Consider the following 15,827-nt stretch of genomic DNA (forward strand, 5'->3'; position numbering starts at 1 on the left):
AGCTTCGCACATGGAGCGTCCGACACCGCGGGACTACTCAGGAGGCATGAACAGGAGCTCGCGCCCATGAATCTGGCAAAGACCCTTGAAGATGACTCCGCCACGGGGGCGCGCCCCGCGGTGCTCCACGTGCTCCGGGCCGGGTGGGCCTCGTCGGTTCCCGTCGTGGTCCTCGCCACGCTCGCCGTCCTCCTGGCGCCGCATGTTCGAGGCATTGGATTCTTTCCGGTGCTTCGCTACGCGGTCGTCACTCCCGTGTGCCTGCTCGTCGCGGTCGCGTCGGCGTTCCTGTACCGCGCCCTCGTGGGTTCCTCGCGGCCACGCGTCCTGCTGACCGCGGCACTCGTCGGACTCGCGCTGGTCGTCCTCGCGGGGATGGCGACAGGGGGACCTCCCGGGCTTGCCGCCGCGGCTTTCCCCGCGCTGCTTGGCGGCGCTGTCGCCTTGTCCCTGCTCGTCCCGCGCTTCGTGGACCGTCCGCGCCGCTCGCGCATCGGCACCACCGCGCTCATCGTCCTCGGTGCGCTGGAGCTCATGGGCGTTGCCCTTGCGCTCTCAAGTGAACGCGCTTCACCCTCCGACATCCCCCGCACGATGTTCGACGCCGACTCCCGGTTCATCACCCTCCCGAGCGGCGCTCGCATCCACTACGTGGACGAAGGGGAGGGCGAGACGCTGCTCTTCCTGCACGGCAACCCCGCCTGGTCGTTCCAGTGGCGCGACCTCATCAAGGGGCTTCGGGGTTCGTACCGCTGCATCGCGCTCGACTACCCCGGCTTCGGCCTGTCCGAGGCACCCGCCGGATTCGGCTTCACACCGCGTGAGCAGAGCCTCGTCGTGGAGGAGTTCGTCGAACGGCTCCAGCTCCGCGACGTGACCCTGGTCATGCAGGACTGGGGCGGCCCGATTGGACTCGGCTTCGCCGGGCGCCGCCCCGAGCTCGTGCGCCAGGTGGTGCTTGGGAGCACGTGGGCCTGGCCCACGGACTCCGGCACACCTCGCGGCATCTTCTCGGCCATCGCCGGTGGACCCCTCGGCGAGTTCTTGCAGGTGAACTTCAATGGCTTCGCTGCGTTTGGCATCAAGAACGGAGTGGTCCGTGAGCTGCCCTCCGATGTCCTCGGCGTCTACCTGCGCCCGTTTGTTCCCCTGGAGCGACGCGGCATCGCGGCGTTCTATCCGGGGCAGATCACCGCTGCGACGGGGTACTTCGCGGAGGTCGAAGCCGGCCTGCCTCGCCTGGCGCAGAAGAAGGCGCTCATCTTCTGGGCGCTCCAGGACCAGGGGTTCCCCCACACGGAGCTCGAGCGCTTCGAGCAGACGTTCCCGAACCACCGGACCCTCGAACTCCCCAATGCCAACCACTTCTTCTTCGAGGACACCGCGGAGCAGCTGGTCTCGGAGCTCCGCGCCTTCATGGCGGAGAAGCCGTGATCATTTCTTCAATGCAGAGCGCCAACGCGATACGTCATAACGAAAGCTTCCCGGACTCATGCGCCATGACAGAACCATGAAGAACACATGGCGTGTTCAAGACCCTTGGTCCGCCCCGCACGCTGTAGGTTGGCCCGCGTCATCGACCTGACCCGGTGCACCCTTCATGCGTGTTCTCACCTCGACCCTCCTCGTGGAAGCTGTCACGGAACTCTCAAGGGGCACCCGGCTCGTCCGGGCCAAGGAGGTGCTCGCCTGGTGTGACCGGAACCAGGTGGACTGCCAGGGCGCAGGGCTCAAGAACCAGGCGCTCTGGGATGCGGACCTCGAAGAGGCAGGCGGCCCGCACCGGCTCCTGAAGTTCAAGAGCGGCGAGTGCAAGCAGTCCCGGGTGGGCTGGGCGCTCATCGCTCACGGCGCCAAGGCGCGCGAGGCCGCGGCACACCTGGGCTGGCGCGAGCTGCGCTGGACGGGAGAGAACTGGGACTGGCTGGGGGGAGAGCCGCCACCTCCACCCCGGCGCCCCGCGTCACGGGAAGCTCCGGCCCAGGCAGCGGCCGTCAGGGGTTGAGCGGGCCGCTGCGCGTGTCCGCCGCGTGTCTCAGGCCGAGACCGGCGTGACGGCGGTGGGGTGCACGAAGGCATCCCGCTTCACGCCGTGCTTGCGGAAGTCCTGCACCGCCCGTGCGAGCGTGGCGGCCAGCAGCCCCAGGAAGGGCAGGTGCTCGCCGCCTTCACAGGTGGCCTGCCCCTGCGTGTCCTCGGCGTCCGGGACGAAGCGCTCGTCCCAGCGCACCAGGCCGAACGTTCCGTCCGCGGACACCGCGCCGTGCACCAGCGGCGTGCCCGCCTTCCGGGCATGGTCACTGAGCAGCTGGCGGCTGTCCTGGTTGTCGAACGCGTCCACCAGCAGGTCCGCGCCCTTGCAGAGCGCCTCCACGTTGTCGCGCGTGAGGCGCACGCCGAAGGCTTCCGCCTTCACTCCGTGCAGGTTGTGGAGCTGGAGCTTCAGCGCCTCCGCCTTGTTCTTCCCCACGGACGGCTTCACGTACGCCTGGGACAACAGGTTCTTCGACTCCACCCGGTCGAAGTCGACGAACACCAACGTCGCGTCCAGGTTGCGACACAGCATGGCCGCCGTGGACCCGATGGCCCCCACCCCGCAGAAGACGATGCGCATGGCGGCCCTCAGCACGCCCCGAAGGGCACCTTCGGGCGCAGGTAGATGCGCTCCTCGCCGTGCGCGCCCCGGAAGCGGTCCACGACGTAGTGCTGGAAGGCGTCCTCCCGCAGCTGGAAGCGCTGCATGCCGGGCACTCCGCCGGAGCGCACCAGCTCCACCGCGATGCGGCGCACGTCCGTGTCGCTGATGATCCGCTCCAGCTCCACCGGCACGTCCGCCGACTGTCCGTCGAGGGTGATGTTGAGCGTGGCCATGGTCGACGCCTCCTTGAAAGCGCGTCCCGGGAAGGACCGCGGGAGCGCGGTCGGTCGGGGACCCGAGCCCGGGACGTCGCCTCCTCGGCGTTCCTGACAGCCGGCCTGGCGCCGCCCGTCCAGGTCCGTTCTGCCCTTTCCAGGGGACCGTGCACAGTGTTGAGCTCCAGGAGGGCCGCATGGAGTCGCCGCGAACACCGCAGGACTGGAACCTGACGCCCACGGAGGCCGTGGCGCTGCAGAAGCGCCTGCGCGAGCAGCTCATCCTTCAACCCCCTCCGGGCCTGAAGGTGACGCGGCTTGGGGGCGCGGACATCTCCACGGAGAAGGGCAACGACACCGGCTATGGCGGCATGGTGGTGCTGGACGCGGCGACGCTTCAGCCCGTGGCCCGGGCCATGGCCGCGGTGCCGCTGTCCTTCCCCTACGTGCCCGGGCTGCTGTCCTTCCGCGAACTGCCGGTGCTGGAGGCGGTCTGGGCGCGGCTGACGGTCCGGCCCGACGTGCTCGTCTTCGACGGTCAGGGCACCGCGCACCCGCGCCGGTTCGGCATCGCCTGTCACGGGGGGCTGCTCTTCGACCTGCCCTCCATCGGCTGCGCCAAGTCGCTCCTGGTGGGCACCCCCGGCAAGCTCGCGGAGCGGCGCGGGGCCACGGCGCCCATCACCCACAAGGGCGAGGTGGTGGGCATGGCGGTGCGCACCCGCCAGGGCGTGAGCCCCGTGTACGTCTCCCCGGGCCACCGGATGGACCTGGAGACCGCGGTGGAGTGGGTGCTGAAGGCGAGCCCGCGCTACCGTGAGCCGGAGACGACGCGCCACGCGCACCGGCTGGTCAATGACTTCCGCCGGGCGGGCGGTGAGTCGGCGGAGCTGGAGGAGGAGCGTCCCGGATGAAGCCCGTGGGCTTGATGCTGGTGGTGGCGGGCGTGGGGCTCGTGGCGGTGGGACTGCTCGTCTGGGTTGGCGCCTTCTCCTGGTTCGGCCGGCTGCCGGGAGACATCCGCGTCGAGAGCGGACACACCCGGTTCTTCGCCCCGCTCACGTCCATGCTGCTCGTGTCCGTGGCGCTCAGCCTGGGCGCCTGGGTGCTGCGCCGGTTCTTCTAGGCGCGCGGCCTCCGGGCCCTCCTCCTGAATTCCTCTCAAGGATGGGCGCGCTCGGCGTCTGTCCGGCAGGACCTGCCTCGTCAGGTCGCCCGCCTGCTGTCCGGGCGACCAGGGAGGGGGCTGGCCGGGCGCGTCTGGGGAGGACGCCAACCGGACGGGGAGTGGATCCCCGCCGTTGAACCGCGCAGCATGCGGACCCCGTCTTCCGGCCCCGGGCCCGGCTGGACGTGGCATTGGATGGGCGGCTGTCAGGCCGTCAGGAGCGAGCATGCGCAGGTTGTCGTCCCCGTTGAGCGAGCTGGCCTCCCACTACCCCGTGGTCGTGGTGGGCTCGGGGTATGGCGGTGGCATCACCGCCAGCCGCCTGTCCCGCGCGGGACAGCAGGTGTGCGTGCTGGAGCGCGGCCGTGAGTGGCAGCCCGGTGAGTTCCCTCGCACGCCCGCGCAGGCGGTGGCCGAGTTCCAGCTCCACTGCGCCCCGGGCCAGGGCGACCTGGACGTGGGCAGCCCCAGCGGCCTCATCGAGGTGCACCGCAACGGCGACGTGACCGTCATCAACGGCTGCGGCCTGGGCGGCACGTCGCTCATCAACGCCAACGTGACGATGCGGCCGGATCCGCGCGTGTTCGAGGACCCCCGCTGGCCCCAGGCCCTGCGCGCCGACGTGCACGGCCTGCTGGAGGACGGCTACGCGCACGCGGAGCTGATGCTGCGGCCCCTGCCGTACCCGGAGGACCACCCGCCGCTGCAGAAGCTCAAGACGCTGGGCATCTCCGCGGAGAAGCTGGGCGGACGGCTCCAGCGGCCGCCCCTGGCCGTGACGTTCGAGCCGGGCGTCAACGCCGCGGGCGTGCGGCAGCCGGGGTGTTCGCTGTGCGGTGACTGCGCCACCGGCTGCAACACCGGCGCGAAGAACACCGTGCAGATGAACTACCTGCCGGACGCCCACGCGCACGGCGCCCGCATCTTCACCGAGGTGGCGGTGCGCGCGGTGGTGCCGGACGGCGCGAAGTGGCGCGTCTACTACCGCCCCCTCCACACCGGCCGCGAGCGCTTCGACGCGCCCGACGCGTGGCTCACCGCCGACCGGGTCGTCCTCGCGGCCGGCACCATGGGCACCGCTGAAATCCTGCTGCGCTCGCGCGAGCGCGGCCTGTCCGTGTCCTCGAAGCTGGGCCACCGCTTCAGCAGCAACGGCGACGTGCTGGCCTTCGGCTACAACCTGGACATGCCCGTCCACGGCGTGGGCAATGGCGAGCACAGCCACGAGTCGCGCGACCCGGTGGGCCCCTGCATCACGGGCGTCATCGACCAGCGCGACACGGCGCGGCTGGACGAGGGGATGATCATCGAGGAGGGGGCCATCCCCGGCGCGCTCGCCTCGCTGATGCCCGCGGCGCTCGCGGGCGCGGCGGCGCTGGTGGGCGAGGACACCGACGAGGGCATCCTGGACTGGGTCCAGGAGCGGCTGCGCCAGGCGGACAGCCTGGTGCGCGGCTCGGAGCACGGCGCGGTGGAGCACACGCAGACGCTGATGGTGATGTCCCACGACGAGGCCAGGGGCGAGCTGCGGCTGGAGCACGACCGCGTGCGCCTGCACTGGCCGGACGCGGGCCGCGACCCCCAGCTCATCCGCATCGAGGAGCGCCTGCGCCGGGCCACCGCCGCGCTGGGGGGCACCTACGTGCGCTACCCGCTCTGGTCGGAGGCCTTTGGCAAGGAGGTGCTCTGCACGCACCCGCTGGGCGGCTGTGCCATGGCCGAGCGCGCCGAGGAGGGCGTGGTGGACCACGAGGGGCGCGTCTTCTCCAGCGCCTCCGGCCGCGCGGTGCATGAAGGCCTGTACGTGTCCGACGGCTCGGTGATGCCGCGCTCGCTGGGCATCAACCCGCTGCTCACCATCTCCGCGGTCGCCGAGCGGGCCTGCGCCCTGATGGCCCGGCGCCACGGCTGGACCATCGACTACGCGCCGCTGCCGGAGGCGGACTCCCGACAGGCCCCCGGGCACGTGGGCGTGCGCTTCACGGAGACGATGCACGGCTTCGTGTCCGGCGAGGTGGCCGCCCCGCACCTGGACGCCGGGGACCCGGAGCGCGACGACGCCACGCCCCTGCGCTTCGTCCTCACGGTGACGACGGACAACCTGGACGCGACGCTGAGCGACGAGCGCCACCCCCTGAAGCTGATGGGCATGGTGACGGCCCCGGTGCTGTCCTCGCGCCCGCTGGTGGTGACGCGCGGCGAGCTGCGCCTGATGACGCGCGAGCACGCGCGGCCGGGCGGCCAGCGGATGGAGTACCTGATGCACCTGCTCAGCGAGGCCGGTGAGGCGTACTACCTGGAGGGCTACAAGGACCTCTACGACGACCCGGGACCGGACCTGTGGAAGGACACCACGACGCTCCTCGTCTCCCTGCACAAGGGCCAGGACGCCACGGCGCCGTGCATCGCCCGGGGCTTCCTGCGCCTGACGGCCGAGGAGTTCGCCCGGCAGCTCACCACCCTGCGCGTGCTCAACGCCCGCGACAGCGTGCAGCGGCTGGAGGCGCTGGGTCGCTTCGGAAGCTTCTTCTTCGGCGCCCTCTACGACACCTACGTGCGCCGGGTGGCTGCCTAGCGGCCGGGCAGGCGGCGGGCAGTGCTGCAGGTCGCAATCCCGTGCCCTCCGGGGTGGGCGTGGGCACCCTGTTTCCCACCGGGACCGACAGGGAGGACCCCCATGGCTGAAGACCGTGACCCGCAGCGCCGCTCGGGCGCGCCCCAGGACGGGGAGCGTGCGGAGGAGCATCGCGAGCCGTCCATCGAAGAGCGGCGTGCGCGGCGGAGTGCGATGCGGGCAAGTCAGACGTACGCCCGCTTCATCGATCATCTTTGCGACCGGGGAGGCATGTCTCCCAGCGTCGCCCAGCAGGCGGCCGTCTCCGTCCTCTGTGGACTGGAGCAGCGGATCTTCGCCGAGGAAGCGCACGACCTGGAGGCCCAGCTTCCGCGCAAGCTCACGGAGCTGCTCCACCGCTGCGAGCGCCATGACGCCGAAGCCCGTCCGGAGCGGTTCGGGAAGGACGAGCTGCTCAAGCAGGTGGGGGAGGACCTCGCCCTGCACCCGGACGCGGTGGAGCCGGTGGTGCGCGCGGTGATGGACTCCATCCGGCATCAGATCAGCGAAGGCGAGGCCGAGGACGTGAGCGCCCAACTGCCCCAGGACATCCGTCACCTGTGGCTGCCGACGATGTGAAGCCTGTTAAGGTCTCCGGCGCACCCTGCCGGAGACCGCATGGCCCTCGACGATGATTTCAGCGCTGCCCAGACCCGGGTGAAGACGCTGTCCAAGGCTCCCTCGAACGACACGCTGCTGGAGCTGTACTCCCTCTACAAGCAGGGCACGGAAGGGGACGTGCAGGGCAAGCGCCCCGGCATGCTCGATATCAAGGGGCGTGCGAAGTACGACGCCTGGGCCGGCCGCAAGGGCCTGGCGAAGGACGCCGCGAAGCAGCAGTACGTGGCGCTGGTGGAGCGGCTGCTGCGCGGTTAGTCGCTGCCCATGCCCCGCTGGCTCAGCCTCGCGTTGTTCCTCGTGCCGGTCACCTCGCTGCTCGCGGTGGCCCACGTCTACCTGTACCGCCGCCTCGTGCGGGATGTGACGGCGCGCAAGGCGCTGCGCCGCGCGGGCATCGCGCTCTTCTTCGGAGGCTTCGTCGGCTCCGTGGGCGCGCGAATGATTGGCGCGATGCTGTCCTCCGAGGCGGCCCGCGCGACGGGCATCGTGCTGCTGCTGTGGATGGGGCTGGTGCTCTACCTGCTCATGTTCACCCTGGCGCTGGATGTCGGGCAGCGGGTGCTCGCCCGCGTGCGCAAGGCGCCGGAGCCTCCGTCGCCGGAGCGCCGCGCCTTCCTCGCGAAGGGCCTGGCGGCGGGCGCCACCGTGGCCGGCGCGACGGTGAGCACCTACGGAGCCTGGAAGGCCTTCCATCCGCCGGAGGTGCGCGACATCCCGGTGCGGCTGGCCCGGCTGCCCAAGGCGCTGGAGGGCTTCACGCTGGTGCAGCTCACGGACATCCACATCGGCGGGGTGTTGCAGCGCCGCTACGTGGACGAATTGGTGGCGCGCACCAACGCGCTCAAGCCGGACCTCATCGCGGTGACGGGGGACCTGGTGGACGGCACCGTGCCGGAGCTGGGGCGCTACGTGGAGGGCTTCGGCGCGCTCAAGGCCCGGCACGGCGCGTACTTCATCACCGGCAACCACGACTACTACTCGGGCGTGAAGGCCTGGGTGGCGTTCGTCCAGGGGCTGGGCATCACCGTGCTGCGCAACCGCTCCGTGTCCATTGGTGACGCGGGCGCGTCCTTCGACCTGGCGGGCGTGGACGACTGGAGCGCCCAGCGGTGGGGCGAGCCCGGCTACGACCTGGACGCGGCGCTGCGGGGGCTGCGTCCGGACCGCGCGTCGGTGCTGCTGGCGCACCAGCCCTCCAACTTCGAGGAGGTCGCCCGCCGCGGCGTGGGCCTCCAGCTCTCAGGGCACACGCACGGCGGACAGATGTTCCCGGGCAACGTGCTGGGACACTTCATCTGGGGCGCGCAGAACGCGGGCCTGAGCCAGCTGGGCCAGTCCCACCTCTACGTCAGCCGCGGGTGCGGCTTCGTGGGCCCGCCCATGCGCGTGGGCGCGCCGCCGGAGATCGCCCGCATCATCCTGCTCCCCGGCTGAGCCCGGGCCGGCCGTACAGCAGCCCCGAGGCGATCCGCAGCGGCGCGGCCCACGGGGGCTCGTGCCGCACGGGCACGTCCTCGCCCCCGACGCGGGCCACCATGCCGTCGGGCGCCACCACGGAGAAGCGCAGCGGCCGGCCCAGCGCCACCTGAAGCGCGGCCATCGTCGTCTCGTCCTCGGCGGAGAAGCCGAGCGGTCCCTCCGGATGGCTGTGGGTCACCTCCACCAGCGTGTCCCGCAGGCTCCAGATGGCCTCCCACCGCTCCCGCGAGTCCGGCAGCGCCAGGGGATCATCGAACGAGTCCCCCCACAGCACCACATCCCCGGGGCCGATGAGCAGACACACTTCACGCGTCGACATGACCGTCTTCCCTTCCGTCCTCAGGCATGCCGGGTGATGACCAGCTCGCCCGTGTCGATGGCTTCCTTCAGCACGGACGGCAGGCTCTCCAGCGTCACCCGCGCGTCCGCGCCCGCCAGGCACACGCCCGCGTCGCGCACCCGCAGCGTCGCGCTCTCCACCACCGTGACGAAGCGCTCGCCCATGAAGGCGTAGACCACCTCCAGCAGCCCCTCGCCCAGCCGGCGATGGCTGATCAACCGCGCGCCCGCCTTGTCCAGCGCACGCTCCGCCCACGCGCCGACCTCCGCCTCCGCGCGCCTGCGCCCTCCGGACGTGACGCCCTGCCGCTCCCACGTCTCCAGCGTCCGCGCCGTCGCTCGCGCCGCCGCCTCCCAGCGGGCCTCCACGGCCGCGCGCTCCCGGGCCGTCAGCGCCTGCGCTGCCTCACGCGCTTCCGCGTCCCAACGGGCCTCCTGCTCCGCCTGCTGGCGCAGGAAGCGGCCGCGCTCGTCCGCGAGCCGCCGCAGACACCGCTCCGCCTCCTCGCGTCCGCCCTCGGCCACGTCGAGCACCCGCGCGCGGGTCTCCACGGGCGCGAAGGGGATGCCCGTGCCGCGCGACGCGGACTCCAGCACCGTGAAGCCGAACGCCGCGCGCAGGGACGCCCCCACGCCGCGCGCTTCCCCCAGGGGACGGTCCTCCTCGAGCGCGCGCCGCGCGGCCTCCTCCGCCTCGCCCTCGAACTCCACGCCCTCGAAGAGCAGCGTGCCGTCATGCCAGCGGCGCGCCGTCACCGGCGACAGGCGCGGCGGCTCCTCCTCCGGCATCAGCGCCAGGGGCTCCGCCACCGCGCCCTCGCGCACCAGCCGCGTGCCCCACAGGTGTCCGCGCACGCGCGGCAGCGCGTCCAGCCCCTGCGCGGAGGCCGGCTCGCGCGCGGTGGCCTGACGGCCCTTCACTTCGAAGCGCCACCAGCCCGGTTCGACGGGGGCGGTGAGGCGCAGGCGGCGCGAAGGGGCGTCCACGGTCCCGCCGCCGAAATACGGCAGCACCGCCGACTCCACCTTCCCGAGCAGCTTCCGGTAGTCCACGCCCCTGCCTCCTTCACGCCACCTTCAAGAGGGGCGTGCTCATCACCCGGTCCACCCAGCCGGACTGGCTGGCCCCCGCCACGCGCGGAGCGTCCATCAGCGCCTGGAGCACGCGCGGCACCTGGTAGGGGTCCGCGAACTGCCCCACGCTCACCTCGCTGAAGGGCACGCCCAGCTGCGACGCCCCCGTGCGCACCGTGTTGCCGCGCGCCCCCGCCACGTTCACCAGCAGCGCCATCGCCGCCACCGTGTAGCCGCACCCGCGGAAGGCCCGCGCGAACTGGTCGCCCGCCTCGCCCGCCTCGTCGCCCACCACCATCACCACCAGCTTCGCCTCCTCCGGGATGCGCACGCCCGCGCGGTGCAGCGCGTGCACCGCCGCCCCGTGCACCGTGCCGCCCGACGCCTTCAGCCCGGCCAGCATGTGCTGCACCGCCGTGCGGTTGGCCGCCTTGGGCTGCAGCACCGTGCCCATCGTGTCGAACGCCGCGACGTGCAGCTTGTCCAGCGGGAAGCCCGCGAGGATCCGCGACAGCGCTTCCTTCGACTGCTCGATGGCGCCCTCCATGGACCCCGACTTGTCGATGAGGAACATCACCCGCACGTCCGCCTCCGCCGTCGCCTCGGCCACCGCCTGGCGCGCGGCGTTGTCGCTCGCCTCCTCCAGCTTGCGGCGCAGGTCCTCGCCCCGGACGTTCTTCGCGATGTTCAGCGAGCGCTGATCCGTGGCGCGCGACACCGCCCGCTCCCAGCGCGCCTTCACGTCAGGCTCCTGCAGCAGGCCCAGCTCCTCCAGCGTGGGCGTCATCAGCCGCAGGTCGCGGTCCGACAGCGACGGCAGCAGCGCCGCCAGGATGGCCGGCGTGAGCCCCACGTCCTTCGGCAGGCGGCCCACGACCTCCTTGTAGGAGAGGCGCTCCAGCTCGATCCATTCGCAGATCTCCGCCTCGCTGAGCCCGTCGAAGCGCTCGCGCTTCACCAGCGTGAGCCCGTGCAGGCCGACCTGGCGGTGGCCCGCGTCCGCCTGCTTCTGCTTCCAGCCAAGCACCTCGAAGAAGCCCTGCGAGGCGGGCTTGTAGCCAGCCTTGCGCGCCAGCTTCTTCAGCGTCTCCTTGTAGCCAGCCTTCACCAGGCCCTGGAGCATGGGCAGGTTCGCCTCACGCGCGGCGAGCCACTTCTGCGCCACGCGCTTCCAGCGGCCCAGGGGCGGCTTGCGCGACGCGGGGTCGCCGAAGCCCGCCGCGCGGTTGAGGCGCGCGATCTCGGGCGTCTCCAGCAGCTCCGCCACGCGCAGCACCGCCTTGGGCGTGAGCATGCGCGTGGAGCGGCGCACGTAGTGCAGCACCATGGCCTCGCCGATGGCGCGGAAGTCGTCGTCGTGGAAGGCCACCTGGCCCTGGCCGTCGCGCACGGGCAGGCCCGCGTGCTCCTGCACCAGCATCAGCGCGCACGTGGCCACCTTCAGGTCGCGCCAGTCCGTCTGCGTCAGCGCGTACGACGCGAAGTGCGCCATCAGGGTGGGGTTGAGGCGGTACAGCTCCAGGAGCTGGCCGTACAGCTTCACCGCCGCGGGCACGAACAGGCCTGGGGCCACCTTGCGCCCGCGCGCCTGCGCCTTCGCGTCCGCGTGCGCCGCCGCCACCCAGGTGCCGGCCACGTCCAGGCCGGGGCGGTGGTGCCACAGGTGCGCGGAGCCGCCGAGCACCACGTCGAGCAGTCGCTCGGCCGGTCCCCGCTGGGTCTCCGTCAGGGTCGTCTGGGTGCGCGTCGTCATGACAGTCCCCCTTTCGGGACTTCGGGCAAGGGCATGCCCGGGAGGGGCAGGCGAGGGTGGGAGGGAAAGGTGAGCGCCCGAGTGAAGAAGCCGGTGGTCTGAAACCGAAGTTCAGTGCCGGACCGCCGGCGGCCCCCCGCCTTGCGAGCGGAGGGGTGGAGTTGAACCACTGCGTGTAGGGCCTCTTCGGCCGGGCGCTCGAAAGCGATGCGCCCTCCGACGCCCCCCCGGCCGGATTCCTGACGGGGGATTTCCCCCGGGTTTCCAAGGCCTTCTGTCGCCTCCTTGAAGGGCCCGGCAGGTTGTTCTCTTTTTCGAAAAAGGCGCGTCAGGAACCCGCGGCGGGTGGCGTCGAGGGCTGAAGGTGCTCCCGACCGTCCGGTGGTTCCGGCACGCGGGGGCCCCACGACTTCTTGGGAGGCTGTCCGCGGATGCCAACGTGGTACCTTGCCGCGCCACATCCCCGTAACCCAACCTCCCGGGATGACGGCCGTCCCGGGGCAGCCTCCAGGGCCTTCCGGTGTACGAGCAGCTCACGGATGAGGAATTGTTCGCGGAGGTGTCCCGCCGCCGCGCCTCGGGCGAGGCCGTGGGCACCCCGTTGGGCGCACTCTGCGCGCGGTGGGCCCGCCCGGCCCGCTACGTCATTGGCAGGATCCAGGGCAGCTACGGGCGCGGGTCCCCGGCGGACGCCGACGAGCTCTTCCAGGACGCGGTGGGGAAGTTCCTCGACCGGGGCCTGGACCAGTTCCGCGGCGTGTCCGAACAGATGCCGGGCAGGAGTGCGTCGCCCAAGACGTTCTTCCTGCGCATCGTCAAGCATGTCGCCATCGACTTCTACCGGCGACACCGGGAGGAGCTGGCGCCCGCGCCGTCTTCACCCGACGACGTCATGGAAGAGACCCCGTCCGAGGTGGCCCGGGCGGTGGAGGGCGCACGGCGTCGCGAGGAGCGCGCCGAAGCGCAGGAACTGTATTGGGCCGCCTACGCCAGGCTCCAGCAGGAGCACCCCAAGGAGGCTTCCGCATGGGAGCTGTATCACCACGAGGACGTGGAGGATCACGAGGAATGCGCACGCCGTTTGGACATCAGCGTGGTGAACTCGTACAAGCGCGTCAGCCGCGCCCAGGCCTACCTGCGCCTGTACCTGCTCGAATTGCAGCGGGACGGACAGCCGGAAGAGCCTTCGTGATTTCCCGCGGCGGGATGCAGTCCTCCGCCCCACTCGGGATGTCGCGATGAAGACAGACGCGCTGTCCCGCTATCAGGCCCGTTTCGCGCGCCTGGCCGCGGGCCCCGCCCCGGTGGGCGAGCTGTTGGAGGGGGTGGGGGACGTGCTGCGCCGCTCGGATCGGCTCGGCACCGAAGGGGTGGAGGAGGCCTTGAAGGGCCTGGGCCGCCCGGAAGTGGAAGCCTGGCTGCGAGCGCAGAAACCGCAGGCGCTCCAACCGCTGCTGCTGCGCGCCGCCGAGGAGTCGATGGAGGCCGCGCTGGGCGAAGCGGGTGACGAAGCGGAGCTGTGGCGCGCCTCCGCGCTGGAAGGGCTCGCCGCCCGCGACCGGGCCGCCTCCGCCGCCCGCGCGCTGGTCACCTGGGAGCTGCTGAAGGGCCCGCTGGAAGGGGACGCCGCCACCGCCCGCGAGCGCTTCCTTGGGGCGCTGGGCCACCTGGACACCTCGCTGCGCCCCCGCGCACGCTGGTTCATCCCCCTCAACCCGGAGCGCCGCGCCGAGTGCGACCTGCTGGACCCCGTGGAGCGCCCCGGCGCCTGGTGGTTCTCCGCGCGGGCCGGCTGCGATGACCTGGTGGCGACCTGGACGGGCAAGCCCCTGAAGGACCCGGCCCACCTGAAGGACTGCGCCGCATGCCGCGCGGACCGGGTGGACACCGCGGTGGTGGACACGCCCCCCCGGCGCCACCTCACCGACGACGAGCTGTGGCGGCTGGACGCGGGCGAGATGGGCCGCGAGGAGAAGGCGCGCGTGGAGGCCCACACGGCCCAGTGTGGCGAGTGCGCGCAGGCGGTGCTGGCGCTGGAGGAGGGCGACGCCGCCATCGACGAGGCGCTGGAGCTGGAGGAGGAAGGGATGTCCGCCCCGCGCGCGGCGCGGGACTCCCGTGCGGACGGTGCGCGGCGTCCGGGCGCGGCCCGCCTGCCGGAGCACCGCGAGGTGCTGGAGGAGCGGCGCGACTTCCGCGTGGTGCTGGTGCGCGAGCGTCAGCGGGTGCGGCTGCTGGTCCAGCCCCTGGGCGCGCGGCCCGTGACGGCCGCCGTCTTCCTGTCGCCCGGGCGTCCGTCGCTCAAGCCGACGCAGGGGCCGGAGGGGCTGTCCTTCGACCTGTCGACGGCGGTAGCCACCGGCGCGCACGCGGCCCACCTCACGGTGCAGGCCGGGCAGGAGACGCTGGAACGCGACTTCGCCTTCTAGAAGGCGCGGGGCGATTCGGGCCGGTGGGGTTTCTCCCGCCAGGCCCGCCGCTCACTGCCGCTGCGAGGGCGGGATGTAGCCCGTGGACGAGTCGTAGGCCTGGGGCGAGCGCACCGGGGCTCGCGGCACCGGCGTGGTGAAGGGCGACGGGTCCCTGCGGAAGCCGTTGGCCAGGAAGGCCACCACGAGCTGGGTCAGCGGCGGACGGGTGGCGAGCGCCACGCCGCACACGTCGATGCGATCCATCTCATGCACGCCGTCCATCTGGCGGTAGACGTTGCAGCCCTTCTCCGCCGCGGCCTTCCGGTCCCGCGTCAGCGTCCGTTCGAAGACGCCCCAGCGCATCACCAGCGAGTCCGCGCTGAGGCGGATGTCCACGTCCGACGTGCCCCACCGGCCCTCGATGAGGGTGACGGGCCCGCCCGCGCGCACCCTCACCTCCAGCGGGTAGCGCCGGTAGGTGCCGTTCACCTCGATGCCGTGCTCGAACAGCTCGTCACCGACGGTGCCCTGCCACAGCTGGCCCTTGCCGCGCACGAGCGGGTTCTCCGTCTTCACGCGCAGGGCGTCGAACCAGTAGTCGCCCACGCGGCCCAGCAGCTCGCCCTCTTGTGGGGGCGGCGCTTCCTCCAGGCCCTGGGGCCCGGAGGCCACCGGCTGCGGGGGGACGAGCAGGTCCGTCGTCTTCACCGACGCGTCCACCGTTTCGAAGCGCACGCCGCCCAGCCACGCCTGGCCCGTGCCGCTCATGATGAGGCCCGCCATGATGGTGGTGGCCTCCTTGGGCACGTCCAGCACCACGTCGTAGCGCTTGCAGCCCTGGGTCCCCACCAGGGCGCGTGACTGCATGTTGTCGAAGGCGAGCGGCTGCCGGGCGTCCGCGCCCTCCACGCGCATCCACAGCCCGGCCCAGCCCTTCACGTCCTGGTGGCGCACGGCGGCGGAGAAGCGCAGGCGCTTGCCCTGGAAGTCCTTCGCGCTGAAGGCCTGCATGAAGGTCCCGAAGCTGTCGGTGGACTGGGTGCGCGAGCGCAGGAAGGCGCTGCGGCTGCCCTCGCACGGCGCGCTTTCGTCCACGCCGGCCTCGTAGTGCTGGGGCGCGCTCTCCGTGACGTACCAGCCCTGCGGCAGCTTCGACTGCGTGGCGCTGGGCGTGGTGGCGGGCAGCCCCTGCGCGGGCGGCGGCGTCGCGGGGGCCGGCGCCTGGGCCCCGGCGAGGGGTGCCCAGACGGACAGCAGCAGACCAAGGATGCGGGTTCGCGGAGTCATCGCGGGGGTCCTCACAGGGCCGCCGGCCGCGAGCGGAGCGCGACCTCGGACAGTCCATTGGATGCGTCGTAGCGGGGCACTTCACCCATCCCGCCAGGGTGGTACACGAGCAGCCCGCGCGCGCTGGCGGACCGGAGGCAGTGCTCCTGCGTGGCCAGGTCCGGGCACGCCACCACGATGTCCTGGGGCGGCGCGTCCTCTTGGACCTGGGCCCCCAGGCTGTCTCTT

At 72.1% G+C, this 15,827-nt stretch carries 16 protein-coding genes and 1 pseudogene; 10 read left to right on the forward strand and 7 right to left on the reverse strand.

What is annotated here, in order from left to right:
* Positions 1-66 precede the first annotated feature (66 nt).
* Both D7V93_RS02520 and D7V93_RS02525 read left to right on the forward strand, forming a co-directional pair.
* A complete protein-coding gene (locus D7V93_RS02520; protein ID WP_120641820.1) occupies positions 67-1,434 on the forward strand; it encodes an alpha/beta fold hydrolase in 1,368 nt (455 codons plus the stop codon).
* Positions 1,435-1,627: 193 nt separating this feature from the next.
* Entirely contained in the window at positions 1,628-2,005 is a 378-nt protein-coding gene (locus D7V93_RS02525; RefSeq protein ID WP_244237065.1) for a hypothetical protein, read from the forward strand.
* A gap of 30 nt (positions 2,006-2,035) precedes the next feature.
* Here D7V93_RS02525 and D7V93_RS02530 read toward each other — a convergent pair whose 3' ends face one another.
* The gene (locus D7V93_RS02530) at positions 2,036-2,614 is read right to left on the reverse strand and encodes a HesA/MoeB/ThiF family protein (protein WP_120641822.1); all 579 of its coding nucleotides are present in this window, start codon (positions 2,612-2,614) and stop codon (positions 2,036-2,038) included.
* Between the two features lie 8 nt (positions 2,615-2,622).
* Positions 2,623-2,871 (reverse strand): hypothetical protein, encoded by a 249-nt coding sequence (locus tag D7V93_RS02535; RefSeq protein ID WP_120641823.1) that lies wholly within the window; start codon positions 2,869-2,871, stop codon positions 2,623-2,625.
* A gap of 179 nt (positions 2,872-3,050) precedes the next feature.
* On the opposite strand from D7V93_RS02535, the gene nfi reads away from it, so the two are divergent.
* The 6 genes from nfi to D7V93_RS02565 all read left to right on the forward strand — a co-directional run bounded on the left by nfi (position 3,051) and on the right by D7V93_RS02565 (position 8,690).
* Positions 3,051-3,767 carry a deoxyribonuclease V gene (gene nfi, locus D7V93_RS02540; protein WP_120641824.1) on the forward strand — a complete coding sequence of 239 codons (717 nt, stop codon included), beginning with the start codon at positions 3,051-3,053 and terminating at the stop codon, positions 3,765-3,767.
* Entirely contained in the window at positions 3,764-3,979 is a 216-nt protein-coding gene (locus D7V93_RS02545) for a DUF2905 domain-containing protein (RefSeq protein WP_120641825.1), read from the forward strand. The genes nfi and D7V93_RS02545 overlap by 4 nt, the downstream gene beginning before the upstream one ends.
* A gap of 268 nt (positions 3,980-4,247) precedes the next feature.
* On the forward strand, positions 4,248-6,596 hold the full coding sequence (locus D7V93_RS02550; protein ID WP_120641826.1) for a GMC family oxidoreductase N-terminal domain-containing protein: 2,349 nt from the start codon (positions 4,248-4,250) through the stop codon (positions 6,594-6,596).
* Positions 6,597-6,698: 102 nt separating this feature from the next.
* Positions 6,699-7,214, forward strand: a complete 516-nt coding sequence (locus D7V93_RS02555; protein WP_120641827.1) for a DUF2267 domain-containing protein — start codon at positions 6,699-6,701, stop codon at positions 7,212-7,214.
* A 39-nt stretch (positions 7,215-7,253) separates the two neighbouring features.
* Entirely contained in the window at positions 7,254-7,511 is a 258-nt protein-coding gene (locus tag D7V93_RS02560; RefSeq protein ID WP_120641828.1) for an acyl-CoA-binding protein, read from the forward strand.
* 9 nt (positions 7,512-7,520) lie between these two features.
* The gene (locus D7V93_RS02565; RefSeq protein ID WP_120641829.1) at positions 7,521-8,690 is read left to right on the forward strand and encodes a metallophosphoesterase; all 1,170 of its coding nucleotides are present in this window, start codon (positions 7,521-7,523) and stop codon (positions 8,688-8,690) included.
* Here D7V93_RS02565 and D7V93_RS02570 read toward each other — a convergent pair.
* The 3 genes from D7V93_RS02570 to D7V93_RS02580 are packed head-to-tail and all read right to left on the reverse strand — an operon-like array spanning position 8,671 to position 11,901.
* Complete coding sequence (locus D7V93_RS02570) at positions 8,671-9,054, reverse strand: hypothetical protein (protein WP_120641830.1); 384 nt, start codon at positions 9,052-9,054, stop codon at positions 8,671-8,673. The genes D7V93_RS02565 and D7V93_RS02570 overlap by 20 nt on opposite strands.
* Positions 9,055-9,074: 20 nt before the next feature.
* On the reverse strand, positions 9,075-10,127 hold the full coding sequence (locus D7V93_RS02575) for a hypothetical protein (RefSeq protein WP_120641831.1): 1,053 nt from the start codon (positions 10,125-10,127) through the stop codon (positions 9,075-9,077).
* Between the two features lie 13 nt (positions 10,128-10,140).
* The gene (locus D7V93_RS02580) at positions 10,141-11,901 is read right to left on the reverse strand and encodes a vWA domain-containing protein (protein ID WP_120641832.1); all 1,761 of its coding nucleotides are present in this window, start codon (positions 11,899-11,901) and stop codon (positions 10,141-10,143) included.
* Positions 11,902-12,421: 520 nt separating this feature from the next.
* Here D7V93_RS02580 and D7V93_RS02585 point away from each other — a divergent pair.
* Both D7V93_RS02585 and D7V93_RS02590 read left to right on the forward strand, forming a co-directional pair.
* Positions 12,422-13,093, forward strand: coding sequence for an RNA polymerase sigma factor (locus D7V93_RS02585; RefSeq protein WP_120641833.1), 672 nt, complete (start codon positions 12,422-12,424; stop codon positions 13,091-13,093).
* A 46-nt stretch (positions 13,094-13,139) separates the two neighbouring features.
* Complete coding sequence (locus D7V93_RS02590) at positions 13,140-14,330, forward strand: zf-HC2 domain-containing protein (protein WP_120641834.1); 1,191 nt, start codon at positions 13,140-13,142, stop codon at positions 14,328-14,330.
* A gap of 51 nt (positions 14,331-14,381) precedes the next feature.
* Here the strand turns inward: D7V93_RS02590 and D7V93_RS02595 are convergent, their stop codons facing one another.
* Together D7V93_RS02595 and D7V93_RS02600 are read right to left on the reverse strand one after the other, a co-directional pair.
* Entirely contained in the window at positions 14,382-15,599 is a 1,218-nt protein-coding gene (locus D7V93_RS02595) for an AraC family transcriptional regulator (RefSeq protein ID WP_120641835.1), read from the reverse strand.
* An 11-nt stretch (positions 15,600-15,610) separates the two neighbouring features.
* Positions 15,611-15,827, reverse strand: a pseudogene (locus D7V93_RS02600) (zf-HC2 domain-containing protein); the annotation flags it as partial.

Origin of the sequence: Corallococcus llansteffanensis (assembly GCF_003612055.1) — a bacterium.
GTDB classification, from domain to species: domain Bacteria; phylum Myxococcota; class Myxococcia; order Myxococcales; family Myxococcaceae; genus Corallococcus; species Corallococcus llansteffanensis.

Coding starts and splice junctions, on each gene's coding strand:
- D7V93_RS02520 (WP_120641820.1), top strand. CDS start 67: ATGAATCTGGCAAAGACCCTTGAAGATGACTCCGCCACGGGGGCGCGC.
- D7V93_RS02530 (WP_120641822.1), bottom strand. CDS start 2,614: ATGCGCATCGTCTTCTGCGGGGTGGGGGCCATCGGGTCCACGGCGGCC.
- D7V93_RS02535 (WP_120641823.1), bottom strand. CDS start 2,871: ATGGCCACGCTCAACATCACCCTCGACGGACAGTCGGCGGACGTGCCG.
- nfi (WP_120641824.1), top strand. CDS start 3,051: ATGGAGTCGCCGCGAACACCGCAGGACTGGAACCTGACGCCCACGGAG.
- D7V93_RS02545 (WP_120641825.1), top strand. CDS start 3,764: ATGAAGCCCGTGGGCTTGATGCTGGTGGTGGCGGGCGTGGGGCTCGTG.
- D7V93_RS02550 (WP_120641826.1), top strand. CDS start 4,248: ATGCGCAGGTTGTCGTCCCCGTTGAGCGAGCTGGCCTCCCACTACCCC.
- D7V93_RS02555 (WP_120641827.1), top strand. CDS start 6,699: ATGGCTGAAGACCGTGACCCGCAGCGCCGCTCGGGCGCGCCCCAGGAC.
- D7V93_RS02560 (WP_120641828.1), top strand. CDS start 7,254: ATGGCCCTCGACGATGATTTCAGCGCTGCCCAGACCCGGGTGAAGACG.
- D7V93_RS02565 (WP_120641829.1), top strand. CDS start 7,521: ATGCCCCGCTGGCTCAGCCTCGCGTTGTTCCTCGTGCCGGTCACCTCG.
- D7V93_RS02570 (WP_120641830.1), bottom strand. CDS start 9,054: ATGTCGACGCGTGAAGTGTGTCTGCTCATCGGCCCCGGGGATGTGGTG.
- D7V93_RS02580 (WP_120641832.1), bottom strand. CDS start 11,901: ATGACGACGCGCACCCAGACGACCCTGACGGAGACCCAGCGGGGACCG.
- D7V93_RS02590 (WP_120641834.1), top strand. CDS start 13,140: ATGAAGACAGACGCGCTGTCCCGCTATCAGGCCCGTTTCGCGCGCCTG.
- D7V93_RS02595 (WP_120641835.1), bottom strand. CDS start 15,599: ATGACTCCGCGAACCCGCATCCTTGGTCTGCTGCTGTCCGTCTGGGCA.